The sequence below is a fragment of the Bremerella volcania genome (assembly GCF_007748115.1).
In the GTDB taxonomy this organism is placed as follows: Bacteria; Planctomycetota; Planctomycetia; order Pirellulales; family Pirellulaceae; genus Bremerella; species Bremerella volcania.
On the sequence record NZ_CP036289.1, the window covers coordinates 2,608,811 to 2,633,156 of the forward strand.

The following is a 24,346-nucleotide window of genomic DNA, read 5'->3' on the forward strand; positions in this document are numbered from 1 at the left end:
CTGAACTGCGACCAGGCACCAAGCGTGAAGCAGCCCAATCCATCGCCACCGACGATATTCAAATAGTTTGGAGAGACAATGGCCACTGATATTACGGACACTGGCGTACAAAGCCCGATCGGTGAAATCAACAAGTACGATTTCCGCACGACCAGCAAGGGTGTCTTCAAGGCCAAGAAGGGATTGAACGCCGAGGTCGTCAATCAGATCTCGGACATCAAGGAAGAACCCGATTGGATGCGGAAGTTCCGTTTGGACTCGCTGGAGATCTTCAACTCCAAGCCGATGCCCAAGTGGGGCGGCGAGATCAATCTCGACTTCCAGGACATCTACTACTATCTGAAGCCGACCGAAAAGCAAGGCAAGACGTGGGATGATGTGCCGATCGAGATCAAGGAAACGTTCGAGAAGCTGGGCATTCCCGAAGCCGAACGCCAATACCTGGCCGGCGTGAAAGCTCAGTTCGAGAGCGAAGTGGTGTACGGCTCGCTGCAGGAAGACCTCGCCCAGAAGGGTGTGATCTTCACCGATACCGACACCGCCTTGCGTGAACACCCCCAACTGCTGAAGGAATACTTCGGCACGGTGATTCCACCGCACGACAACAAGTTCGCCGCGCTCAACTCGGCGGTCTGGTCAGGCGGTTCGTTCATCTACGTTCCTCCTGGCGTGGAAATCGAATTCCCTCTGCAAACCTACTTCCGTATCAACGAAGAGAGCATGGGGCAGTTCGAGCGTACGCTGATCATCGTCGACGAAGGGGCGAAAATTCACTACGTCGAAGGTTGCACCGCGCCGATGTACTCGTCGGAGAGCCTGCACTCGGCCGTGGTGGAAGTGATCGCCAAGAAGGGTTCGCGTTGCCGTTACAGCACGATCCAGAACTGGGCGAACAACATCTACAACCTGGTGACCAAGCGAGCCCTGGCTTACGCCGACGCCACCATGGAATGGGTCGACGGGAACCTGGGTAGCCATCTGACGATGAAGTATCCGGCCGTTTACCTGATGGAACCAGGTGCCCGCGGCGAGATCCTTTCGATCGCGTTCGCCGGCAAGCATCAACACCAGGATACCGGCGCCAAGCTGGTTCACTGTGCCCCGAACACTTCCGGACAGATCATTTCCAAGAGTATCTCGAAGGATGGCGGTCGCGGTAGCTATCGCGGGCTGGTTCGCGTCGAGGAAGGTGCCCATAACACCAAGTGCAGCGTCGTGTGCGATGCGTTGATCCTCGATCCCGAAAGCCAGACCGATACCTACCCCTACATCGAAATCATGGAACCCGATGTGGCGATCGGTCACGAAGCGAGCGTCTCGCGGATTGGTGAAGAGCAACTCTTCTACCTGATGAGCCGCGGCCTGACCGAAGCGGAAGCGAGCACGATGATCGTCAACGGTTTCATCGAGCCGCTGGTGAAGGAACTGCCGATGGAATACGCGGTCGAACTGAACCGCTTGATCGAGCTGCAAATGGAAGGTTCGGTCGGTTAGTCGACTGAACTTTTCGTCTCCCAATTTGGGCCAAGCAGCGTCGATCGAGCTGGCGTGCTTGGCCATTTTTCTTTGACCGTTAAGACCCGAACATTAGCGATATCATGAGCGTGGCAGCCGCAACCACCGTCGAAAACTGGAATGCCGAAGCATTCAATCAGTACGTCAATCAGCTGAACGAGCCGCAGTGGCTGGTCGATCTTCGCCAGGAGGCTTTCGAGAGCTTCGAGCAGAAGGACTGGCCGACCCGCAAGGAAGAAGAGTGGATGCGAACCGACATCCGCGGCTTTAGCCTGAAGAAGTTCGATCCGCCCAGCTTTACGACCGAAGTCGATCCGGCGACCTTGCCCAGCGGGCTTCTCGCCGAAGGGGTCGACATCGGCGGCCAGGTTATTTCGCTCAACGGCAAGACCGCCGTGAGCAACATCAGCGAAGAGCTTAAGGCCAAAGGCGTCATTTTCGGCGACTTCCGCACGGTGCTGGCCGAGCATGGCGACTTGGTGAAGAAGTATCTCTTCCAAGGCGAATTCGACCCGAACTTCGACAAGTTCAGCGCCCTGCACGGCGCTTACTTCAGCGGCGGTGCGTTTCTGTACGTTCCTCGTAACGTTCAGGTCGAGCAGCCGCTGCACGTGTTGAACCTGATCGGCGACAACGGAGTCGACCTGGCCCACACGCTGATCGTGCTGGAAGAGGGTGCCCAGGCAACCGTGCTGACCGAATCGGCCAGCCTGGATAACGATCAGCCTGGCTTCCACTGCGGCGCGATCGAAGTGATCGTCGGCGACCGAGCCAACCTCCGCTTCGTGAACCTGCAGAACTGGGGCGAGAAGGTCTGGCACTTCGCACAGCAGAAAGGTTGCGTCGGACAAGACGGCAACCTGTTCTGGACGCTTGGAGCACTCGGTAGCCGCCTGTCGAAAGTGAATCAGCACGTCGCGCTCGACAAGCCAGGTGCCCACTGCGAAGTGAACGGGGTGCTCTTCACCGAAGGAAAGCAGCATCTTTCCTACCACACGCAGCAGTACCACCGGGCTCCAAGCTGTACGAGCAACTTCCTGTACAAGGCCGCCCTGCAGGATCACTCGCGCACCGTATGGCGAGGCATGATCAAGGTCGCCCCAGGTGCCCAGAAGACCGACGGCTACCAGCGTATCGACAACCTGCTGCTGACCGAACACAGCCGGGCTGACTCAATTCCTGGCTTGGAAATCGAAGCGGACGACGTTCGCTGTACCCACGGGGCAACGACCGGCAAGGTCGACGAAGAGCAGATCTTCTACGCGATGACTCGCGGTTATACCCGTAAGGAAGCAATGCGAATGATTGTGACCGGCTTCTTCCAGCAGGTCTTCGACCGCATTACGCTCGAATCGGTTCGCGAAGCCCTGGGGCACGCGATTGCCCGTCGTGTTCGCGAATACGATTAACATGTAAGGAAGTAGGGCCCGCGTGTCGCGGGTCGGAAACTGAGTACCTGCTTAGTGACCCGCGACACGCTGGCCCTGCATTTTTCGTAGCTCAACTCCTTAACCCACATCCTGCTCTGTAAGTAAGTAAACCGAATGTCCGACTTTGTGCGTGTCGCGGCTCTCAGCGAGATTCCTGACCCTGGAAAAGAAGTGTTTGAAGTCGACGATCGTTTTGTGATCGTGATTCATGCCGGAGGTCAGGTATACTGTTTGGATGACGTCTGCACCCACGACGATGGACCGCTGGGCGAAGGGGACTTGGATGGTTACGAGATCGAGTGCCCCCGTCACGGAGCCAAGTTCGACATTCGGACCGGCAAGCCGACGCTGATGCCAGCCACGCAGCCGACCCAGGTCCACGAAGCGAAGATTGAAGGGGGCGACGTCTACGTTCGCCTTGTTGACTAAGAAGGAGCCCACCGATGGCACTATCGGAAGACACCGTCCGCGAACAACTTAAGAACGTGATCGACCCGGAACTCTTCGTGAACATCGTCGATCTGGGCCTGGTGTACGAGGTGAACTTCGAGGATATCGAAGACTCGGAAGACAAGAAGGTCTTGATCAACATGACCATGACCAGTCCTGCCTGTCCGGCTGGTCCGCAACTGATCGGTGGTGCGAAGCAGTTCGTTTCGCAGATGGAAGGGGTTGGGGACGTCGACGTGAAGATCGTCATGGATCCACCCTGGTCGCCAGATCGCATGACCGAAGATGCCCGCGATCAGTTGGGGATCTTCTAGATAATTCAGCAGTGGAAAGCTTCCGTTTGCCACTGGCCTCTGACCAGTGCTCTTGGAAGTTGAAATCGTCTCGCAAGCTTGTGCCTAAGTCGCACTGCCGAGGGGGGCAGTGGCACAAGATTGTAAGTCGACACACAACTTAGATGGGGGCAAGAAGCGTTAGTGATGACGTCGCGACCTTCTAATCCTCGCAGCGTTTTTGTGTATGAATTGATTACTGGGGGTGGTCTCTACTGCGTCCCCGGTTCGCCTGCCCCGAGCGGGTCTCTACTGAAAGAAGGCACGGCCATGCTGGCCGCGGTTGTCGACGACTTCGCGGCGATCGACGGTCTGAAGGTGACCGTGCTGCGTGATTCTCGCTTGCCGACGCTTTCGGTAGCCGCGTCTCAGCAAATCACGGTCGAAGGGCCTGAGGGAGAACGAACGGCGTTTCACGATGCGGTTAAGTCGACCGAGGCCACGCTGGTGATTGCTCCCGAGTTCGATGGGTTACATTACGAACGAACGAAATGGGCCGAAGAGGACGGCGCGTTTCTGCTCAGTCCCGATTCGACGTTCGTCGAGCAGGCCTCGTGCAAATGGAAGTGCTTCCAACGGTGGCGCGACGCGTCGGTTCGCACGATCGACACGTTTCAGGTCCACCAGCGGTCAACGTGGGAGCACTTGTTAGATCTTCCGGTGGTCACAAAGCCCTCCGACGGAGCAGGCTCGGAGGGAGTACTTTCTTGGAATGCCGGATTCGAGGTCAACGGTCAATTCGTCGATAGTGAAAAATATCTCATACAGCCCAAGGTATATGGCGATGCGGTAAGTTGCGCAGCACTGGGCAATGGTGCGGATTTCTTTCTTCTGCCGGCCGCATTTCAAACACTTGATAAAGATTTGAAATACCATGGAGGAAGCTTGCCTATTCCGTTGGACTTGAATGTGCGAGCGCATCGCCTTGCGGCGCAAGCAATTAGGGCGATGCCCCCTTTCCGGGGCTACGTCGGGCTTGATATGATCTTGGGGCCTAGTCCCGAGGGAAAGGAGGATGTCGCGGTCGATCTGAACCCGCGGCTGACGAGTTCGTACGTGGGCTTACGGCTATTGTTGAAGAACAACCTGGCCCAAGCCATGTTGGACGTGGTCGCCGGCCGGGACTTCGAGCCGAGGGTAGGCTGCGGCGAGGTCGATTTTGAGATCCTTTAACTAAGGAAATAAAGAGCGTATGACGGTCCTGGGCGTTGACGTTGGAGGAGCCAACATCAAAATTGCGACGGGCGATGGTTTCGCTCACTCTTTTCCTTTCGCGATCTGGAAGAAGAAACACGAACTAGTCGTCAATCTGAAGCATGTGCTGGGGATGACTCCGGTCTTTGATCGTGTGGCCGTGACGATGACCGCCGAGCTTGCCGACTGCTTTGGCTCGAAAGCGGAAGGAGTTCGCTTTGTCCTGGCCGCGATTCGCGAGGTCTTTACCGACTACCCCGTGAAGGTCTATACCGTCACCGGCAAGATGGTTTCGCTGGAAGACGGCATCTTGGATCCCCTTTCGGTCGCGGCCGCCAACTGGCATGCCCTGGGCCGCTTTGGTGGTCAGTGGTTTCAGGGAAAGAGCGGGCTGGTGGTCGACGTCGGTTCCACCACGACCGATATCATTCCCCTGATCGACGGCCAGGTTGCCAGCAAGTCGAAATCGGACTTATGCCGACTTCTGGCGGGTGAACTCGTTTATCTGGGCGTCGAACGGACGCCGATCTGCGGCATCACCGATTACGTTAACTTCCGCGGCAAGCGCGTTCCGGTGGCGAACGAATGGTTTGCGACCTCGATTGACGTCTTGCTCGCCCTGGGGCTGTTCGACGAAGAGCCCGAGAATCACGGCACCGCCGACGGACGTCCTGCCACGCGTGAGTTCGCCAAGACGCGTCTGGCTCGCATGATTTGTGCCGACGGCGATGAGGTGACCTGGACCGAGATCAACGAGATGGCGCGCGAGCTGAACTCGATCATGGTCAAAAAGATTGCCACCGGCATTCGTCAGGTGGTGGAAGAGTTGAAGATGAATGTCGAGCTGACCGTCATCAGTGGTCATGGTGACTTTCTGGCCGAGGCCGCACTCGATTCGGCCGGCGTAGTAACGCACCGCGAGTATCTGACCGACCTGATCGGTGCCAACGCCGCACGATGTGCCCCGGCCTACGCGCTTGCGATTCTGGCCGAAGAGGCCTGGGACTAAGCGGATGGGCTTTGCCGTTTGGAAGTTGGGTGGAAGTCTGTTGGACCTGCCTGAGCTGGCCGAGCGAATGCGCCAGTTGTACGCCCAGCAGTCCCCTGCTTTGCCGGTGGTGATCATTCCCGGTGGCGGCATGTTCGCCGATAGCGTGCGAAAGATGGACCAGGTACATCGGCTCGACGCGCTCGTCAGCCATCAGCTGGCACTCCATGCGATGCGCCTCTCGGCTTCGCTGGTGGCTGCTTTGTTGCAGCAGTCTGTGGTGAGCGACCTGGAAGCACAGCAGTTCGCGATCCAATCTTGGAAACAGGGCCACCACGAACCAGCAATCCAAGTGTGGGATGTGATCGACAGCTGGAACACGCAGCTGCCGAGCATCGAAGAGACGTGTGGCGAGATTCCCACCGACTGGCGACTCACCAGCGATTCGATCGCCGCGGCGCTGGCAGCTAATTGGGGGGCCCAGAAACTGGTGCTGGTGAAATCGATCGATCGCCCCGCAGACGCCTCGTGGGACGCACTGGCGAAGGATGGAGCGGTGGACGAGCTGTTTCCTCAGATCGCCCCGTACGTGAAACGCATCGTGTGGGCAAACCTGCGAGCGCAATAAAAACGGCCTTCACTTGGAAGGCCGTTTGTTGATCGTTTCTGCGAAAGTCGCGAGACTAGTTCCACCACCAGATGTTGTTGGTGTTGGAGGCCAGCTGCTCGGTTCGCAGCTTGTCCATGCCGGCGACGTTTTCGGTGTGGCTGGCGACTTCCCACGAGTTGATGTCGACGCCGCCCGAAGCGGTGATTACCCATTGGCGACCCTTCTTCATGGCGCTGAAGAAGGTTGGCACGGTATCAGGCGTGGCGAACTTTTCCAACTTGACGGGACTCGTCTGGCTCTTGATCATGTCCAGGTCGAGGTCGGCTTTGGTTAGCAGCTGTTCCTTTTCCAGCAGAGCGGCGATCACGCACATGTCCATCACGTTTCGCAGTTCGCCGAAGATCTTGTCTTCCGCCGAAAGCTCTTCGTAGTTCTTGGTCATCGCATCGGCCCACTTCTGCGGGATGGCGCTGACCTTGCCGGTTTGAGCCACCGAGCCATCTTCGGCGATGATTTCGTCTTCGGTCATGGCCTTCACGCCAGGACCACGCAGTTGCCAGGCCAGGCCGTCTTCGCTTTGGGCCAGTGGCTGGTAGTTGCAAGCCAACCACCAACGTGGCATGGCGTTCTGCACCGAGCGAGCCGAAGGAAGCATGTCGAGATAGCTCGGCAGACCGCGAACGGGGCTCGGATCCAGGTGCATGGCGATTCGTTTCATGCGGAAGTCAGCGGCAACCAGCACGCGGGCAAAGTGGCTATCTTTGGGCACGCCGGTGATGGTGATGACCTGGGCACCCATGGCTCGTTCAACGCCGTCTTTCACGCTGGCGTCCATGCGAGTCAGGCTGGCCAGGTAGTTGTCCAGATTCTGACGACCTTCAGCCGTTGGATCGATCGAGCAGGTGATGCCGCCGCGGCGAGCTTCTTCGGTCGAACGCATAGCGACGATGAAGTCTTCCAACAGCAGAACCGGACGACCGGTGGTGACACCGACCACGTTGCCCGACTCATCAACGGTCCAACCTTCGGCTGGACCAGCAAGGATGACGTCGTTGTTTGCCTCGTCGACGAAGACATATTCGATACGCTGCAGACCGGCCATGTACTTCACGGCATCGGGCAGCTTACCGCCGTTGTTTTCCTGCGAAGCTTTGATCGCTGCGTTCAAGCCGCGAAGCGAGACCTTTCGCATCTTGACCGGGGTCGCCAAATCGCCGGGCACCTTTTCCAAGGCGTTCATCATTTCCTGGCGAAGCTGACGCTTCACTTCCGGACGAGCGGAAGTCAGCTGCCCTTGGGCATCGATGGAAACACCACCGACGGCATTTTGTCGGAAGCCGACCTGTCCTGCTTGAGCAGAAGCTGCGGCGAGACTCATGCCAAATACCATAAGTAGAGCAAAGCGAACGCGCGGGAGCACAAAGGCTTTCATTCGAAAGATCTCCGGTTTTATCGCGATAGACCAGCACGGACGTCACCTTGCTGGTGAAACGTCGCTTGGCCTAAAAAGAGCCGTTTTAAAGCTCAGTCAGTGAAAGGATGATGATCCCGTGCAGGCCAAATTTGCCCACACCGGCTAGTCCGACAAGGTAAGAAAATCCGCGCAAGTTGGGATTTCCATTCAATCTACAATAGTTCGGCCCGAAATCCGTTGCAAGGATTCGGTCTAAATCCCATTTTCCGAATCTTCATAGTCGGGCTGTGCGTTTTTTGGGGATTGGTAGCCCACCTTGTATCTGCCTATTCTACCCAGCTGTCCCATAGGAAGGGAACACCAACCGATGGGGGCATTTCCCGATAACCGGCGCAAAATTGACCACCAATGATTTTGCTGCGAACAAACTCGTGCGTATAAGTGTATTATTACGATACAATTATCGGCGATAGGTGGTTCGTCGGGGTGGCGAGTTCTGGATAGCAAGGTCAGCAAAAAAACAGAATGATCGCGTATTTGATTATTCGTGAAGGATCCAAATGGACGGACGTTTTTCGACTCGTCGAAGGGCAGAATGTCACGATCGGCCGCGCGCCCACCAATCAGATTGTCATCAAGGACGATCGCTGTAGCCGCTACCACGCCGAAATCTTCCTCTCGCAGGGCGTCTGGACCATTCGCGACCTCGACTCGCGAAATGGAACGACCGTCGAAGATTCCCCGATTCGCGGCGACCAGGCGCTGACGCCTGGCAATATTATCCGCGTGGCCAATACGCAATTGGCGTTCGTCAACGATCTGTCTACCGCGTTTCCCGCTGGTTCTTCCAGCAGCAATCATCTGTTCGACTCCAACGCTGACGTCGATCAAACGATTGCCGGCTACGACAGCGAACACGTGCTCGACATCGCCGAGCCAACCAACATCACGCACCGTCGGCAGCAAACGCGTTTTCTTAAGCCGGAAATCCAAGACGCGAAAGAAAGCTCGGTCGTGCCGCGTGTCGGCCGGGCAGCGGCTCGTTTGTGTCAGTTGGCGTTCGAGCTTGCCCAACAGGCCGACGTGATCGCCGTGGCCAACCTGGCCCTGGAGGGTTTGTTTGAAAGCACCCAGGTCGATTCGGGTGCCGTGCTGTTGATTCCTCGTACGTTCAAAGGACCAGCGACTGAGAAGGACCTGGAACTGATCAGTTCCCGAACCGACAAGTTGCCGGTCTATCACCGGATCTCGAGGTTTCTGGCCAATACGGTGCTGCGCGAGGGGGAAGCGGTCTTGGCCCGCAATGTGACTGACGACAGCCGCTTCGGCAGCCGCGACAGCAAAGGGGATATTCACGCGACCAGCGTGCTTGCCGCTCCGATCCGACAGAACGGCAAGGTGATCGGCCTGATTCATCTTTACTCGACCGATACCGGGCGGATTCCCGATCCGGAAGATCTCGAGTTTACGCTGGCCGTGGCTGAAAACGTCGCGTTGGCCCTCAAGAATCTCGAGCGTCAGCAGGAACTGACCGAGACCATCTCGCAGTCGATGGTTGAAATCGACGAGCTGCGTCAACGCTTGGGTGCGGAAAGCAATATCGTTGGCAGCAGTCCGCTGATTCTTGACGTGCAGAAGCAGGTTGCCCGAGTCGCTCCGAGTCGAGCGACCATTCTGATTACCGGCGAAAGTGGTGTCGGCAAAGAGCTGGTTGCCCGGGCGGTTCACTTTGCGAGTACGCGTAAGAAAGGTCCATTCGTTTGTTTGAACTGCGCCGCGCTTAGTGAATCGCTGCTGGAAAGCGAACTGTTCGGTCACGAGAAAGGGGCATTCACCGGGGCAACGGATCGCAAGGTTGGTAAGTTTGAAGCGGCCCATCGCGGTACGCTGATGCTCGATGAAATTGGCGAGATGAGCGAGGCGATTCAGGCCAAGTTCCTCCGCGTGCTCGAAGGGCATCCGTTCGAGCGGGTTGGTGGGAACGACGCGGTGCAGGTCGATGTGCGCGTGATCGCGGCGACCAACCGAGATCTGGAGAAAGAAGTCGAACGGGGGCGTTTCCGACGCGACCTGTTCTTCCGACTGCGCGTGGTGGAAGTGAACGTTCCTCCGCTGCGAAAGCGCCCTGAAGACATCCTCGAACTGGCTTCGTACTTCGTCCAGAAATACAACGCCGAGACGGGGCGGAAGATCCTGGGCTTCACCCAATCAGCGATCGACGACTTGCAGAAGTATCGCTGGCCGGGGAACGTTCGTGAACTGAAGAACGTGATCGAACGAGCCGTCGTGCTGGCCCAATCGGAGCGGATCAGTTCCGAGGACCTGGCCTTGTCGAACCTGACTGCCAGCGGGGATACGGCCGAGTTGAATGCGACCAAGAGTGGCTACGAACCACTTTCACTCGCCGATCTGGAAAAGCGTCATATCGGCGCGACGTTGCGGGCAACCGGCTGGAACAAGAGCCGGACCGCGGGCATTCTGGGAATCGAACGATCGACGCTCGATCGAAAGATTCGCCGATATCACATTCAGCCCCCTGCCGAAGCGTAATTTGCTGGCCAAACGGGTGGGGCTTTCGGTCTCGTTGTAACGGTTATTCCGGTTGGGACTGTTGATGGTCCTTGCCAAGGTCCGCCAACTTTCTCCCTGCCAGATTTCTCCGGCAAAGTTATCCCATACTTGCGTGGCAATCGAACGCCGAACAATCGTTCACTGTATTCCCATAGGTGAGTGCGAATATGGCAACCGTTATTGATAACACGTCTGGTCTGGCAGGAACCAACAACGTTCTCGCCGAAGCGGTGGTGACTTCCGTTGAGAATGCCCTGACCATGTGCGGTACAACCGCACGCTGCGTGGGCGTGGCCCGGGTGCCGCTACATGAGAATGGTCTGGTGACCGGCATCATTGGCGTTCATGGACGCGTTTCCGGATTCATCACGGTGAACATGTCGGAAATGGTGGCGATCAACGTGGTGGAAGGGCTGCTGCAAGAAGAGTTCGGCAAACTTACCAGCCAGGTTGTCGACGGTGCGGGTGAAGTTACCAACATGATCTGCGGTGGTATCAAATCGAACCTGGCGAAGACAGGTTTTTCGTTCCAGGGAATCACCGTTCCATCGGTGATCGTGGGCGAAGGCTACAAAATGGCATTCGCGCGAGGACTCGAGTTCGTCAGCGCGACCTTCGAGCACGATAATTCGGAAGCGATCATGCTGGACGACCGACTGCTTTCGGTCAACATGTGCTTCTTGAAGCTGTAAGAATAAGCCGCGCCGCGGCGAATAGAGAAGCATCCCCAGGGATGCTTCGGGCGTGATCAGGGCGGTCGAGATGAACCGCCCTATTTCTTTTGGTAGTGCCGCGATACCGCGGGCATCGCGTTGTCGCAGTAAAAACTACTGCGAAATCGGCAGGACTTCCAGCTTGTTGGCTTCCGACTCTTGAGCGGCAACCGCGCGGTCGACAAGCGTCTGGATGGTCGATTCCGATTGGACGCCAACCAGAATCTGACGGCGCCAGCCATCTTTCGTCTTGCGGTACAGGGCCAGTTGCGGATAGCCTCCACCTGACATGATGCGATGAGCGATGCGTGGCTGGGCGTCCGCATCGACTTCCGTGTAGACAACGCCACTCAAACGGCCGGCACGTTGCAGGCGTGGGATGATCGATTGCTTCATCGTCACGCATGCCGGGCACCAATCTGTGCCGACGAGGACGAGCATCGGCTTGCCAGTTTCCGAGGCGTCTTTGAACGCCGTGTTGTAATCGGCCGTCGAATCGCCAACGGCGGAAACTTGCAACAGAATGGCCATGGTAATACCGAGCATAAAAATCGTTCCTTACTTTAATTCTGCCCGTTAGCTTGAATTGGGCCTGCACCTTGGGTCACAGGTGAACAAACAGACCACGTAGTCCAGAAAACTTGGGTGGGATGTGGTTGTCGTTGTTGGATTCCAGTCACGTTTGTTTTGCGGGAAAGTCGCAAGCTTCTGCGACTCCGGGTGAACGAGTTCAACTCGCTGTCTTGACCACCCAACGCAGCACAATGGGTTTGTGCGGTGACCGGTCCTGAGGTCTGGGCCAAGTTTAACGATTCAGAAACCGGTGACAAGTGTCCAAGATGAGAACTTCCCAAAGACTTTTCGGGTTGTCGCATGAAGTTGCTTGCTGACCGCAGGTTGGAAAGGCGAAAAAGAAATTGCATTTCCGACTAGAGTTGTGCTAGCAGAAATGCTTCAATAGTAAATAGTTACGGCGAACGTGCCGGGGCAATTGCCTGGAAGAATTCAAGGACGTATCCCTGTATGGTGTTACATATTGGCGTGGTTGGATTGGGGTGCGACTGGGAGTCGCGTCACCGCCCTGCTCTTCACTCTCTGCAAGATCGCTTTAAGGTCGAATTCATCTGCGATGAAGTAGCCTTACGGGCGAAGAGTGCCGCGTCGCAGTTCAATGCGCTATCCCCGCATGGCTTTCGCCGCGCCATTTCGGCGGACCACATCGACGCGGTTTTTTTGCTCGATCAGCAGTGGTCGGGCCTGTTGCCGCTGCAATCGGCTTGTTCCGCGGGGAAAGCCGTTTATCTGAATACGGCCCTGGAACTCGATTCCCAGGCCCAGAGCGAAGTCGTCCGGCTTGTGGAGTCGACCAAGGTCCCTTTCATGGTCGAATTTCCGCGGCGTTTTGCCCCGGCTACGATTCGGCTGAAAGAACTTATCGCCACGCAGTTGGGGCGGCCGAAGCTGATCTTTTGCCACCATCGAATCACACCGGCCCAAGGAGCCAACAGCCCTCGCTGGCTCATTATTCAGCGTTACCTGGCCGAGATCTTCGACTGGTGCCGCTACATTGTCGACGGAAAGCCGGAGTCGCTGATGAGCGTCAGCTACCCTCGAGCTGAAGACCCCAGCGACATGGAATATCAAATGCTGAGCGTCGACTTCCAGTCGAAGGAAGATCCCAGCCAACGCGTCGTCGCCCAAATCAGTGCGGGGACCTACTTGCGTAACGATTGGCCTGAGGCCGTCTCATTCCGCCCGCCAGCCGCGATGCAGGTTTGTTGCGAGAATGGGATCGCGTTTATCGATCTGCCCAACACGTTGATCTGGTTCAACGGAGCTGGCCGGCACATGGAATCGCTGGAAGGGGAACGCCCGGTCGGCGAACGGCTTTTCTCGGCGTTCCACCGCTTGCTGGAAAACGGCAACAATCACTTCGACTGCTTGACCGAATTCCGCGAATCGACCCGCGTGATTCAGGCGGCCCGGCAAAGCATTGCCGAGAACCGCCGCGTTAACTTTTAGCTTGGCCAACTGAGGAAGCTTCGGTTAGATAGGATCTTCTTCGGTTTGTTGAAGCTCTTCGATCCACAGGCGGATCTCGTTGTCGTATTCGACCGCCAGGTCTCCTTTGACCAGTTGGCGATGAAACGAAGCGGCCCCGCCAGATCGCAGGTCGGCATCTTCCGCTGAAGGGAAGCGTCGCGACGGATCTGGAGCGATCAACCGTCGGCAGAAGTTCATCAGCAGTTCGTTGCAGGTCACTTCCTCGGGAAGGATCTCCAACAGACGCTGCGCCAGGAAACGCTTCGTCTCGAGCAGTTCCCGGAAGTTCCTGATGTGGCCAAAGAGGGATCTTCCCGAGAGCATCTCGATCAACACGTAGCCCAAGCTGGCCAAGTCGCTACGTGGCGTCGCTTCGGCTCCTTCCAGGACTTCCGGAGCCGCATAGGCCGGCGTACATGTCCGCGAGTCAGGAGCGTTGTCGATTTCAAAGGCCGAGCCGATATCAATCAGCTTGGCCGTACCGGTACGCTTGAGCATGATGTTCGATGGCTTCACATCGGCATGGACCACGCCGTCTCGGTGGAGCGCCGCAAGCGCGGCCAGGCAGTCCCGTGCGATCGCCACGGCGACACCCGGCTTGAAACGCGGCTGTTGCGGTCCTTTGGTCACGACGACCTGGTTGATGTAGTCCCATCGCTGGTCGGATACCTGCGGGCGAATGCGTTCGACCATACCTGGCGTCGACAGCTTCTGCAGGTCGTAGCCATCCACCCATTCCATCACCATCACGCGGATCGTGCTGGACTCGAGGAAGTTGTGGATCTCCAACAGGTTGTGCTGCTGAATCTGTGCAACACGGGAAGCCACTCGCGCACTTCTGGCCATTGCTTCGTCGTAGTGCGTGGCACTCTCGAAACGCTCGGGCGAGAAGATCTTGATGGCCAAGGGAAGGGTAAAACCGTTGGCACCACGTCGCTCGGTCAGAAACACCAGGCCTTGTCCACCAGAACCGAGCAGGCGACGCAGCGCGTAATGCTCGGTCCAACTCGATCGTTTGGCCGAAATGAGCGATTCGTAACGCTGCATCAACTCGACTGGGCACTTCCGCTCGGTGGCTGCGCCATCCAAAGAAAGAGTCGGCTGAAGATTCTGTTGCGTCGTGGTTAGCATGAGTAGCGACTTCCTGTCGGCGTCATCGGGGTTCAAAACGCAGAATGTCCTTGTGCATGATAGGAGGGAGCGAATCTTTGGGTAAAGATTCTTTCCCGCAAAATCGTGAATTTCTAGTGAATGGTAATATCTTCCAGCTTATTGGTTTGTAAAGGCTGATTGAACTGGGCTGCGCCGCTACGAAGTGGGCTTTCGTACCGGGAAACCGAGCTGTTTATCGACCAAATTGATGGGAGGCTCACCCTTTAAATACCGACGCAGATTCGTGCAGAACAACTCTGTGGCATCTGCGTTGCGTGTGGCTCCCTGGGCCCCAACATGTGGGGAAATGATGACATTCTCCATTGTCCATAGAGGACTATCTGCGGGAAGCGGTTCAATCTCGGCGACGTCGACCCCGGCTCCCAGTAGCTTCTTACTTTGCAGAGCCTCAATCAAAGCCGCTTCTTTAACGACCTGTCCCCGGGCTACGTTGATGAACCAGGCATCCTGCTTCATCGCGGCGAAGCGACTCTCGTCGATGATGTGATAGGTGCTCGCATTCAGTGGCAGGGTGAGGATCACGACGTCCGATTCGGCTAATAAATCGTCCAGCCGATCAGCAGGCCATAACGCCTCGACATGATCGGGGCAATCATAGGGAAAGAGGTCGGTTGCCAGGATCCGGGTTCGGAATGCCGAGAGGATTTCCGCGATCCGGCGTCCATTTCCTCCCAAGCCCACGATGCCGACCGTTTTGCCGTGCAGGTCGTGGGTAGGTCTTCTCGTATAATCTTTTACTGCTTGTGCGCGAAAGAAAACCGGTAAACTGCGAATCAGGCCCAGTAAGAGGGAAAAAGTTTGCTCTGCGACTTGGTTGGCAAACAGTCCCGAGGCACTCGAAACGATGATATCCGAGGCAATCACCTCCGGCACCAGGCAGTGGTCCATGCCGGCGGCCGAGGACTGGATCCACTTCAGTTTCCCTTTCTGAACGACTTCGGCCCACGGCATGGGGACTTTGGCGTGCCCGCAGAAGATATCGGCATCCAAAATGGCTTCAGCGATTCCCTCTTGTCCTGCGTCGATCACTTCGGCATCGGGGGCAACTTGTTGAATGGCCTCGACAAACTCAGGTTGCGTCTGGTAGCAAAGCGCGATTTTCATGAGCTCGGTAGCTCCACGGTAGGGGATGCGAAATGAAAGCGTTGAGCTATCGTAATTCAACTCACCCAGGCAGACTATCGGGTTAAATTCACACGTCGAATCTCCGAACCTTACCGCTTGGCGATTGTCCGGAAGTTACCTTCGCGAATAATGGAGATTCGCTTCGTTTCCATGCACCTCTCCCTAGGGCCCCATGGCGGAACCATCCCAGCACGCTGAGTCGATGGCGACGATCAGCCAAGATGAAAACTGGTGGAGCCGCCCGTGCGGTATCCGCGAGCTATTGCTGATTGCGCTGCCGCTGATCGCCTCGACGGCCTCGTGGTCGATGACCAATTTCGTCGACCGAATGTTTCTGTTCTGGTATTCGCCCGAAGCGATGGCGGCCGCCCTGCCCGCTGGCATGCTCCATTTCACGCTGCTCTGCTTTCCCATCGGCCTGGCGTCGTACTTGAACACGTTCGTCGCCCAGTACGACGGAGCGGGACGTCCTGAGCAAATCGGCGCCGTCATCCGCAAAGGGGTGAAGTTCGGCTCGCTGATGATTCCGGCGTACTTTCTGACGATTCCCTTCGCGGCTTGGGCGTTCTCGCTGGTGGGGCACTCGGCGGAAGTGCAACAGTTGGAAGTACGGTACTTTCAGATTCTGACATTCGGTGCAGGTGCCTCCGTCGTATCGGCGGCCATGTCGACCTTTTTCACCGGGCGCGGCAAGACGACGACCGTGATGTTCGTCGAAATCGGGTCGTGCATGTTGAACGTGGTGCTCGACGGCTTGTTCATCTTTGGCTTCTGTGGCGAGTGGCTCGAAGGCATTCCCGGGGCTGCGCTGGCTACCTCGTTGAGCCAGTGGTTTAAGGTGGTTGCCTACCTGATTTTGCTATACCGGCCGGCGATAAGCGGCCAGTTTGGATTTCTCGACTGGTCGCACGACGAGCCAGGGCTATTGCGTCGGATCTTCCAATACGGCTCGGCGAGTGGGTTTCAGGTGCTGCTGGAAGTCGGGACATTCACCGGCTTTACTTTTTTGATGGGGCGCATGGGAATCACTGCGATGACCGCCTCGACGCTGGCCGTTGACATCAACGCATTGACATTCGTTCCGCTGATCGGCTTGGGGATCGCCATCAGCACGCTCGTTGGTCGCGAAATTGGTCATGCTGATCCGGCCAGAGCCGCTGTGGCGACCTGGTCGGGGCTGTGCATTGCCCTGACGTACGCCGGCGGGATGGGACTGACGTACTTCCTTCTGCCTGACTTCTTTCTGTCGGCCCATGCGATGGGGATGGAACCCTCGGAATTCGAAGAGATTCGCGTGCTCACGATTGTCCTCTTGCGGTTTGTCGCATTCTTCTGCGTGTTTGATGCGGTAAACCTGGTGTTTGTGAGTGCGCTCAAAGGGGCCGGCGATGTGCGGTTCATTTTGACCGTTGGCTTGATCTTCTCGCTGGTACTATCGCTTCTGGCGGGAACCTGTTTGTGGTTGGACCGAATTCATGTCGAGGGACTGTGGGTGGCGATGACCAGTTGGGTGATCTTGCTCGCACTCACGCATTGGGCTCGCTTTTTCACCGGCCAGTGGCGCAATAAGAAGGTGATTGACCCCGCCTAAATTGGCGTATTGGGGCGTAGTTTCGGGGAATTACGACGCCTCTTCTTGGCGAAATGCCCGTTTCTGGCAATAATTAATACTGGATGCATATCCGTATACCCCCGGCACGTAGCTAATCTAAAGTGCCACCCCTCCAACATCCGCACACCCCGAAACACATCTTTTGAGGAGCTAGTTCCCTGTCTACCTCGAAATACCAACTTGGCTGGATTGCCATTGTGATTTTAGTTGTCCTCCGGTGCGTCACCGGCTGGCATTTCTTTATGGAAGGTTCCAAGAAGGTTCAAACGGGAGATTTTTCGTCCGCGGGCTTCCTGCGGAACGCCAAAGGACCTTTGGCCGATAACTTCCGCGGCATGGTCTTCGACCTGTATGGAACGCATCGGCTTAGTAAAAAAGAGATCATGGATCGCGCCGCTGGTTACCGTGATTGGGCGAAGGATAAGTTCGGCGACGAATCTATCAATCAATTCCAGAAAGCGTTAGACCGTTACGGTTCGCGTATTGACTACTACTTCGAAGAGAACGCCGAGGAGATCGAGAAGTACTTCAACGAGCTTCAGGTTTACGAAGAAAAACGCCAGGACGAGCGCTACCGCGGCGTAGCCCACTACGAAGATCGCCTGGCCGACAAAGATAAAGAGCTGTTTGGGAAACTGAGTAAGTGGACCAACGACATCGCCAAGTTTGAGGCTGACTATATTGACGACCTCAATACAATTGGACAGTCGGTAACGCAGACCGATGCTCGGGTGAACCAGGTGAATCCCAACCAGGGGTCTGTCGATTTGATCGTGACCTGGGTCCTTTTCGTCTGCGGTATTTTGTTGATCCTGGGGCTCTTTACGCGGTTAGCGGCTTTGGGCGTTGCCGGATTTTTGCTCCAAGTGATGCTGGCTCAGTGGCCGTTTGCCCACGGAGCGGACCTTACCTACGTCTACTATCAGTCGGTTGAGTTTGTCTCGCTGCTGTTGATCGCCGCGATCGGTGCAGGCAGATTTGCCGGGCTGGATTACATTCTTTGGAACTCATTTAGCAAGTGCTGCAGCCGCGGTGCATCCAATAAAGGGGAGTAAATCATGAATTTGAAACCAGAAGAACTCGCCGTCGGCAAGGAAAACTTCAACGAAGCACTCGGTGTGAATCGTCGTGACTTCTTGAAGGGCGTTGTTGCTGCAGGTGCCGTCTCGGGTGCCGGCCTGGGTGCCATGTACTTTGGCTACTCGAAGGTGAAGGACCCGGTCCGCATCGGCGTCATCGGTACCGGTGACGAAGGGAGCGTGCTGATTGGTGCCCTCAATCCCGAATACGTCGACGTGGTCGCCATCTCTGACATTCGCCCTTACAACATTCATCGCGCGTTCCACGGCGACCATTCCAGCCCGGCCGCCTTGGAAGCCCGTCAGGGTCTGATGTCGGTTTACGATTGGAAGACCGAAGACGAAGCCAAGAAGCACGTCAAGGTTTACACCGACTACAAAGAACTGCTGGCCGACCCCAACGTCGAAGCCGTGATTTGTGCTTTGCCGCTGTTCATTCACAAGCAGGTCGCCATGGATGCCATGGCTGCCGGCAAGCACGTGCTGACCGAAAAGCTGATGGCCCACACGGTCAAGCAGTGTAAGGAAATGGCCCGTATGGCCGAGGAGCAGGATCTCTACCTCGCCACCGGTCACCAACGGCACTACAGCGTGCTGTACGACAACGCCGTGAACCTGATCCAGTGGGGCGTCTTGGGTGAAATTCACCACATCCGCGCTCAGTGGCACCGCGGTAATCTGCCGGGCGGCGACAGCTGGCAGCAACCGATCCCCGGTGGTGAAAAGCTGGCCGACGGCAAGATCGTCGACCAGATCAAGAGCGGCATGAACGCGTTTAAGAAACGCGTCGACACCGAAACCGATCCAACGCGTCGGGCTCACTACAAGGCCATGTACGCTCAGTACGCTGCCTGGAACGAAGATCAGAAGATCGATCCAACCAAGTATGGCTACGAAGACTTCACCATCCGCAATCGCCAGGGTGGCGAGCGTCAGATTTCCGCTCTGGAAGAACTTTGTCGTTGGCGTCTGTGGGACCGCACCGGTGGTGGTCTGATGGCTGAACTGGGTAGTCACCAATTGGACGCGGCATCGATCTTCATCAGTGCCCTGCGTAAGGATGGCAAGAAGGCGCATCCGCTGGCCGTGCATGCTACCGGCGGACGCCACATCTTCGGTTACGACCGAGACGCCGACGATCACGTTTACTGCATGTTCGAATTCCCGGGTAGCGGCTACGATCCGTCGTTCGACGTCGGCTACTACGACAAGGTCACCAACTGGCCTCCCGAGAAGAAGGGTGTGCCTTCGTACCAGGAAGATCCTCACAAGAAGGTCGTCGTGACCTACTCCTCCATCAACGGCAACGGCTTTGGTGGCTATGGGGAAGTCGTGATGGGTACTAAGGGTTCGCTCGTGTTGCACAACGAGAAGGACGTCGCCTTGTACAAGAACGGTGTCTCGGCCGATACCAAGTTGAGCGTCAAGAAGGATTCCGACGGCCCAACGATGGATACCCAGGCCAGTGGCGGCCAGACGAAAGCCGCTTCACTTGCCAACGCAGCCAGCCAAGGTCCGGTTAGCCGTGGTTACACGGAAGAGATCGAGCACTGGGCTTACTGCATCCGCAATCCAGCCCCGGAAAACAAGCCGAAGTGTCACCCGGAAGTCGCCATGGGGGATGCGGTGATCGCGCTGACGGCTCGCCTGGCGATCCAACGCTCGAACCAGGGCAAAGGTGGTTACATTCCATTCAAAGAAGAATGGTTCGACGTCCACAGCGACGCTACTCCAGAAAACGACCTGGCGTAGGTTCGCACCTCGCTCAATCGCAAAAATTCAGAAAAGACCCAGTGATTCAATTACTGGGTCTTTTTTTGTACGTATACCAAAACGCATGGTTGCGATCCTGGAGTAGGTGCTTTACATTCCGCTAAAACGCTTCGAAGTAAAAACCTGCCTAGAAGGAGATGACTGTGGAAAAGTGGGCGATTGGTGTCTTCACCAGCATTGATGCCGGACTCGGCGTGGACTTGGATGTGGCCCAGGAGTTGGGCATCAAGACGATCCAGATTCACTCTCCCCATCAGTCCTCCCGTAACCAAGAGGGCGCCGATAAGATTTTGGCGAAACTGAAAGAGTACGGCATCGAAGTGACCTGCGTGTTTGGCGGCTTCGAAGACGAAAGCTACGCCGACATCCCCACCACGCAGAAGACCGTGGGGCTGGTTCCGCCAGAAACACGTGCCGCTCGTACGGCTGAAATGAAAGAGATTGCCGACTTCGCAAACTTGCTCGGCTGCAAGTGCATTGGCCTGCACATCGGCTTTATCCCTCACGATACGAGCGATCCACAGTACTCGCAGGTTGTCGCCGTCGCCCAGGAACTCTGCGATCACTGCGCGGCGATGGGGCAGAGCGTGCACCTGGAAACGGGACAAGAGACGGCGGACGGACTGCTTCAGTTCATCGGGGACGTCGCCCGCGACAACTTGAAGGTCAACTTCGATCCAGCGAACATGATCCTGTATGGAACCGGCGAGCCGATTGAGGCGGTCAAGAAAGTGGGCAAGTACCTGGGAAGCGTTCACTGTAAGGACGCCAAGTGGGCGGCCAACCCCGGCCAGGAATGGGGCCAGGAAGTGCCTCTGGGCGAAGGGGACGTCAACATCGAAGCCTACCTGCGTGCTCTAAAGGAAGTGGGCTATGAAGGGCCGCTGACCATCGAACGCGAAATCCCCCAGGAACCAGAACGCCAAAAGGCAGAAGTGGGGCACGCGGTGACGCTGCTTAACGGTTTGAAGACGAAGATTCTCGGTTAGTCGAGTTTCGCTTCTTCGACGGCCTTGGCCGTAACAACCAGATCAAAATCAAAAGCGGGATCACGATGATCGCCGCTTTTTTAAATAGCAGAACCGTCAGGACGGAAATGATGCCGATGGTGGCCAGCCAGATGGGCAGCTGCGATATCTGCGGGTACCCAATCCAAATGGCACCCAGAACCAGGCCAATTCGCAGCAGAACCGACTGTATGGGGCCGTAATACCACTGGTCTTCGGCAAACAGCCAGATGGCTCCTGCGGCGACCAATGTCGTTAGTGAGATCAATCCAATTTGCGAGCGTTTCGAGAGCATCGTCCTCGCAGGGGCAAATGAGGCTGGCGGCGTCGGGGCGAGGCGATCAAATGCGATCGAGCGTATTGAGCCAGTTGGAAACGGCTTCGATGTCAGTTTCCGACAACTTGCTTCCCGTCGCTTCAGAGCGGATGACGGTGAACTTCATCTTCTCGAGTGTCTCGATCTGCGGTTTAAGCGTGACCGTCGTTTCCGAGTCTTTCGGAATCAGGAAGACGATTTCCAGGCGCTCGAGCGGCTCGTTGTCGGGAATATTCGTGCCGCGAGGAATGCCGGCTTCAATCGCCACGGCACCTGTCTGCACGTCACGGTTTTCAAAGCCATGCAGCAGGGCCATGGCCCCGCCTGACTTGCCACCGACGGTGACCGTACGCGTGACGTCGATGTTGTAATTGTCGCGAACGCGGTCGATCATCTTTCGCACGACCGAGATCTCAGGCCGAGTCCAACGCGACTCGCTGGCCGGTTGAATCTCTAACAGGGCGTAGCCAAATGTTTCGGCTTGCTTTTTCCAAGCGTCCCACTGCGGCTCGATCTTGAATTCGGCGTCGCCGAGTAATACGACCAGACCGAGCGAAGGCAGTTTTTTGGCGGCTTCCGGCACAAACAGCTTGGCACTGTTCTTTTCTTCGGCCAGTTGGAAATCACTTTCACCCGTGACGACCCCTTCGCGGGCCTCAACTCCTTCAGGGGCGGTTGGCGCGGCCACCGCGGCGAGAAACTCGTTGGGCATGCTTGTCGGGGTGACTTCCAGCGTCGTTTTGTCTTCACCACGCAGGACGACCAGCTTATGAGGCACGTCGGGCTCGGCCGTGGCGACCGCTTCGCGCAGGGTTTGAGGCGAATCAACTTCGGTGTCATCGTATTTGACGATCTTGTCACCGGCTTGAACGCCGGAGGTCTTGGCCGCCGTGTCATCAAACACGTGGTTAACAACAGCGGCGTCGAGAATGTTTCGGTCAAGCAGAATCCCCAGAAAGGGGCGCTCGTACGGGATGAGTTCGTCGGCCAGGGTAATGCTGAAAGTCAGCTCTTCTTCGCCACGCTTTACTTTGAACTCGAGCGTGTCCCCTGCGTAGGCTTCTCCCAGGATATGCTTGAGCTGCGCCTGGCGCACGATCGGGCGTCCGTTGGCCCCAATCAGGACGTCCTTCTCTTGGATGCCGGCAACCTGAGCGGGGCTGTTGTACCGCACGGCGGCGATTTCGGCTGGGTCGGCGACGATGTCGTTCCCCTTGAGATTGATGCCTAGCAGCCCTGGCTTGAGGTCTTCCCCTTCTTTCAGCGTGTCGAGCCGCTGCTGGATATCGGTCAAGGGAACGGCGAATCCGATGCCGGAGTCGTACCATTCAAATCCGCCGGTTGCGCCGGGGTCTTGCGGTGAGAGGGGCGTGAGGATGCCGATCACGCGTCCCTGAATGTCGATCAGCGGTCCGCCATAGTTATTCGGGGAGATCTTCGCATCGGTTTGCACCGCTTTGCCCCAAACGCGATGGGTAGCGCTGACGATGCCCACCGATACCGACGGCAGGTCTTTGGCGAACGTTTTGCCAAGGGCAATCGCCCACTGGCCTGGTTGAAGCTCTGCGCGGGCAACGGCCTCAGGTACGGCCAGTTCGGCATCGGTTTCCACCTTCAGCAGGATAAGATTCCGCTGGGTATCCTTCGCGATGATCTTGCCGGCGACGCGTTTGCCGCCAGGCATGGTGACCAGGATGCCGGAGGGTTCCTGGATGAAACCGTACAGACTGGAAAGGATGAAGCCGTCCGGCGACACGATGGTGCCGGTCGTGCGGCTGGCTCCTTCGATGGGCCCGCCCCCTTCGATCAGTCCGCCTACCGTTTCAATTTGCACGACGCTGGCGGCGACACGATCGACGGCTGCTTGAATCGCTTCTTGTTCGGCGATATTCAGTTGCTGGGCTTGCCCTGGCGAAGCAGTCAGCAATATGCCCAGCACCAGCAGGCATGACAGGATGGAAAACGGTTTCGACATTTATTTCAGTTCGTTCAGAGTGAGTTCGACCAGTTGTCCGTCGCGCAGCACCGTTAGCGAGACGGTGTCGTCTCGATCCTTGTAGCTAAACGCTTCGATCAGTGCCTTTTGCGAGGAGATCAGCGTTCCATCCGCATACAAAATCAAATCGTCTGGTTGCAGCTTGGCGGATTCCGCCAGCGAATCGCTTTCGACGCGTTCCACGTAGGGGGGCGTTTTATCCAAGACGTTTGGCACCAGCACCAGGCCCAAGTGAGTCAGCGTGAGTGGCGTGAGTGGTTTCTCTTTCTCAGGATCGATCGCAGGTCGCGAACGTCCGGCGAGAAGGTCTTCGATCGACTCGCGAAGTTGAGCAATCGGAATCGCGTAGTTCAGCCAGATATCGTTTCGCGAGCTTCGCAGTTCTTTCCCCAACAGGCCGGCGAAATTGCCATCCTGATCGGTCAGCACGCCGCCGGCGGCACCTGGGTTGTTCACGATGGCATCGACAATCAGGACCGGTCCCTGATAGGCCGAGGGGAACGTGCTGCGTCGCGCTTCCAGCGGAGTAATCGCGGAAACGTACCCGCTGAGCACGCTGGCCGGTTCGTCCCCCGCCGCGATGCCGAACAAGTTGCTGAACGACAAGATGCGATCACCCACTTTCGGAGAGACCCCCTTGTCCAAGCTGAAGTGCGGGAGGTTGTCGGCGTCGATCTTAAGCAGCGCGATCCCAAAGCGAGGGTCTGCGGCGGCGAGTTCAGCCACGAAGTGACGGCCATCATCGAGCACGACGGTAATCACGCTCGAGTCGAGTACGTAGCTCCAGGCCGTCAGGATATGGCCCTTGTCGGAAATGAGGCTGCCAGACTGGTACGATTCAAGACCACGCAGCCCCCCTGCCCCGTAGATCTTCACGACCTTCCGCTGGACGTCTCGGGTCACTTCGCGCAGGGTAGCTTCGGCATTTGCCGACTGCATGGGAATCAGCAGGCTAAGGGCGACGGCACTTGCCAGCAGCGTCTGAGTGAGGTGCTTACGACTCAT

Annotated in this window: 21 protein-coding genes; 14 read left to right on the plus strand and 7 right to left on the minus strand. The window is 57.0% G+C overall.

The window, feature by feature from the left end; translation table 11 throughout:
* Positions 1 to 78 precede the first annotated feature (78 nt).
* The 7 genes from sufB to Pan97_RS10745 all read left to right on the plus strand — a co-directional run bounded on the left by sufB (position 79) and on the right by Pan97_RS10745 (position 6,537).
* A complete protein-coding gene (gene sufB, locus Pan97_RS10715; RefSeq protein ID WP_144972367.1) occupies positions 79 to 1,494 on the plus strand; it encodes a Fe-S cluster assembly protein SufB in 1,416 nt (471 codons plus the stop codon).
* A 104-nt stretch (positions 1,495 to 1,598) separates the two neighbouring features.
* Positions 1,599 to 2,924 (plus strand): Fe-S cluster assembly protein SufD, encoded by a 1,326-nt coding sequence (gene sufD / locus Pan97_RS10720; protein WP_144972369.1) that lies wholly within the window; start codon positions 1,599 to 1,601, stop codon positions 2,922 to 2,924.
* Between the two features lie 135 nt (positions 2,925 to 3,059).
* Entirely contained in the window at positions 3,060 to 3,374 is a 315-nt protein-coding gene (locus tag Pan97_RS10725; RefSeq protein ID WP_144972371.1) for a non-heme iron oxygenase ferredoxin subunit, read from the plus strand.
* 14 nt (positions 3,375 to 3,388) lie between these two features.
* The gene (locus Pan97_RS10730; protein WP_144972373.1) at positions 3,389 to 3,709 is read left to right on the plus strand and encodes a metal-sulfur cluster assembly factor; all 321 of its coding nucleotides are present in this window, start codon (positions 3,389 to 3,391) and stop codon (positions 3,707 to 3,709) included.
* Between the two features lie 165 nt (positions 3,710 to 3,874).
* The gene (locus Pan97_RS10735) at positions 3,875 to 4,900 is read left to right on the plus strand and encodes an ATP-grasp domain-containing protein (protein WP_144972375.1); all 1,026 of its coding nucleotides are present in this window, start codon (positions 3,875 to 3,877) and stop codon (positions 4,898 to 4,900) included.
* Positions 4,901 to 4,919: 19 nt separating this feature from the next.
* Positions 4,920 to 5,930, plus strand: coding sequence for a hydantoinase/oxoprolinase family protein (locus Pan97_RS10740; RefSeq protein WP_144972377.1), 1,011 nt, complete (start codon positions 4,920 to 4,922; stop codon positions 5,928 to 5,930).
* Positions 5,931 to 5,934: 4 nt separating this feature from the next.
* The gene (locus tag Pan97_RS10745; RefSeq protein ID WP_144972379.1) at positions 5,935 to 6,537 is read left to right on the plus strand and encodes an amino acid kinase family protein; all 603 of its coding nucleotides are present in this window, start codon (positions 5,935 to 5,937) and stop codon (positions 6,535 to 6,537) included.
* Positions 6,538 to 6,592: 55 nt separating this feature from the next.
* Here Pan97_RS10745 and Pan97_RS10750 read toward each other — a convergent pair whose 3' ends face one another.
* Positions 6,593 to 7,897 carry a DUF1598 domain-containing protein gene (locus tag Pan97_RS10750; RefSeq protein ID WP_165698696.1) on the minus strand — a complete coding sequence of 435 codons (1,305 nt, stop codon included), beginning with the start codon at positions 7,895 to 7,897 and terminating at the stop codon, positions 6,593 to 6,595.
* Between the two features lie 561 nt (positions 7,898 to 8,458).
* Between Pan97_RS10750 and Pan97_RS10755 the strand changes: the two genes are divergently transcribed.
* Both Pan97_RS10755 and Pan97_RS10760 read left to right on the plus strand, forming a co-directional pair.
* Positions 8,459 to 10,483, plus strand: a complete 2,025-nt coding sequence (locus Pan97_RS10755) for a sigma 54-interacting transcriptional regulator (protein WP_144972383.1) — start codon at positions 8,459 to 8,461, stop codon at positions 10,481 to 10,483.
* Between the two features lie 188 nt (positions 10,484 to 10,671).
* Positions 10,672 to 11,196, plus strand: a complete 525-nt coding sequence (locus Pan97_RS10760) for a chemotaxis protein CheX (protein WP_144972384.1) — start codon at positions 10,672 to 10,674, stop codon at positions 11,194 to 11,196.
* A 135-nt stretch (positions 11,197 to 11,331) separates the two neighbouring features.
* Here the strand turns inward: Pan97_RS10760 and Pan97_RS10765 are convergent, their stop codons facing one another.
* Positions 11,332 to 11,763, minus strand: coding sequence for a thioredoxin family protein (locus Pan97_RS10765; protein ID WP_144972386.1), 432 nt, complete (start codon positions 11,761 to 11,763; stop codon positions 11,332 to 11,334).
* A 477-nt stretch (positions 11,764 to 12,240) separates the two neighbouring features.
* Between Pan97_RS10765 and Pan97_RS10770 the strand changes: the two genes are divergently transcribed.
* Positions 12,241 to 13,239 (plus strand): Gfo/Idh/MocA family protein, encoded by a 999-nt coding sequence (locus Pan97_RS10770; protein WP_144972388.1) that lies wholly within the window; start codon positions 12,241 to 12,243, stop codon positions 13,237 to 13,239.
* Positions 13,240 to 13,263: 24 nt separating this feature from the next.
* On the opposite strand, the gene Pan97_RS10775 is transcribed toward Pan97_RS10770, so the two are convergent.
* Together Pan97_RS10775 and Pan97_RS10780 are read right to left on the minus strand one after the other, a co-directional pair.
* The gene (locus tag Pan97_RS10775; RefSeq protein WP_144972390.1) at positions 13,264 to 14,391 is read right to left on the minus strand and encodes a serine/threonine-protein kinase; all 1,128 of its coding nucleotides are present in this window, start codon (positions 14,389 to 14,391) and stop codon (positions 13,264 to 13,266) included.
* Between the two features lie 177 nt (positions 14,392 to 14,568).
* On the minus strand, positions 14,569 to 15,537 hold the full coding sequence (locus tag Pan97_RS10780; protein WP_144972392.1) for a D-2-hydroxyacid dehydrogenase: 969 nt from the start codon (positions 15,535 to 15,537) through the stop codon (positions 14,569 to 14,571).
* A gap of 193 nt (positions 15,538 to 15,730) precedes the next feature.
* On the opposite strand from Pan97_RS10780, the gene Pan97_RS10785 reads away from it, so the two are divergent.
* From Pan97_RS10785 to Pan97_RS10800, 4 genes are all read left to right on the plus strand, one after another.
* Positions 15,731 to 17,149: an MATE family efflux transporter gene (locus Pan97_RS10785; RefSeq protein WP_144972394.1), complete on the plus strand. Its 1,419-nt coding sequence runs from the start codon at positions 15,731 to 15,733 to the stop codon at positions 17,147 to 17,149.
* A gap of 263 nt (positions 17,150 to 17,412) precedes the next feature.
* Positions 17,413 to 18,225 (plus strand): DoxX family protein, encoded by an 813-nt coding sequence (locus Pan97_RS10790; protein WP_144972396.1) that lies wholly within the window; start codon positions 17,413 to 17,415, stop codon positions 18,223 to 18,225.
* 3 nt (positions 18,226 to 18,228) lie between these two features.
* Positions 18,229 to 20,001: a Gfo/Idh/MocA family oxidoreductase gene (locus tag Pan97_RS10795; protein ID WP_144972398.1), complete on the plus strand. Its 1,773-nt coding sequence runs from the start codon at positions 18,229 to 18,231 to the stop codon at positions 19,999 to 20,001.
* Between the two features lie 158 nt (positions 20,002 to 20,159).
* Positions 20,160 to 21,011, plus strand: a complete 852-nt coding sequence (locus Pan97_RS10800) for a sugar phosphate isomerase/epimerase family protein (RefSeq protein WP_391529984.1) — start codon at positions 20,160 to 20,162, stop codon at positions 21,009 to 21,011.
* Here Pan97_RS10800 and Pan97_RS10805 read toward each other — a convergent pair.
* Genes Pan97_RS10805 through Pan97_RS10815 form a run of 3 tightly spaced genes read right to left on the minus strand, consistent with a single transcriptional unit; the run spans position 20,980 to position 24,346 of the window.
* The gene (locus tag Pan97_RS10805) at positions 20,980 to 21,324 is read right to left on the minus strand and encodes a hypothetical protein (RefSeq protein ID WP_144972400.1); all 345 of its coding nucleotides are present in this window, start codon (positions 21,322 to 21,324) and stop codon (positions 20,980 to 20,982) included. The genes Pan97_RS10800 and Pan97_RS10805 overlap by 32 nt on opposite strands.
* A 46-nt stretch (positions 21,325 to 21,370) precedes the next feature.
* Positions 21,371 to 23,320, minus strand: a complete 1,950-nt coding sequence (locus tag Pan97_RS10810) for a PDZ domain-containing protein (protein ID WP_144972402.1) — start codon at positions 23,318 to 23,320, stop codon at positions 21,371 to 21,373.
* On the minus strand, positions 23,321 to 24,346 hold the full coding sequence (locus Pan97_RS10815) for a S1C family serine protease (protein ID WP_144972404.1): 1,026 nt from the start codon (positions 24,344 to 24,346) through the stop codon (positions 23,321 to 23,323).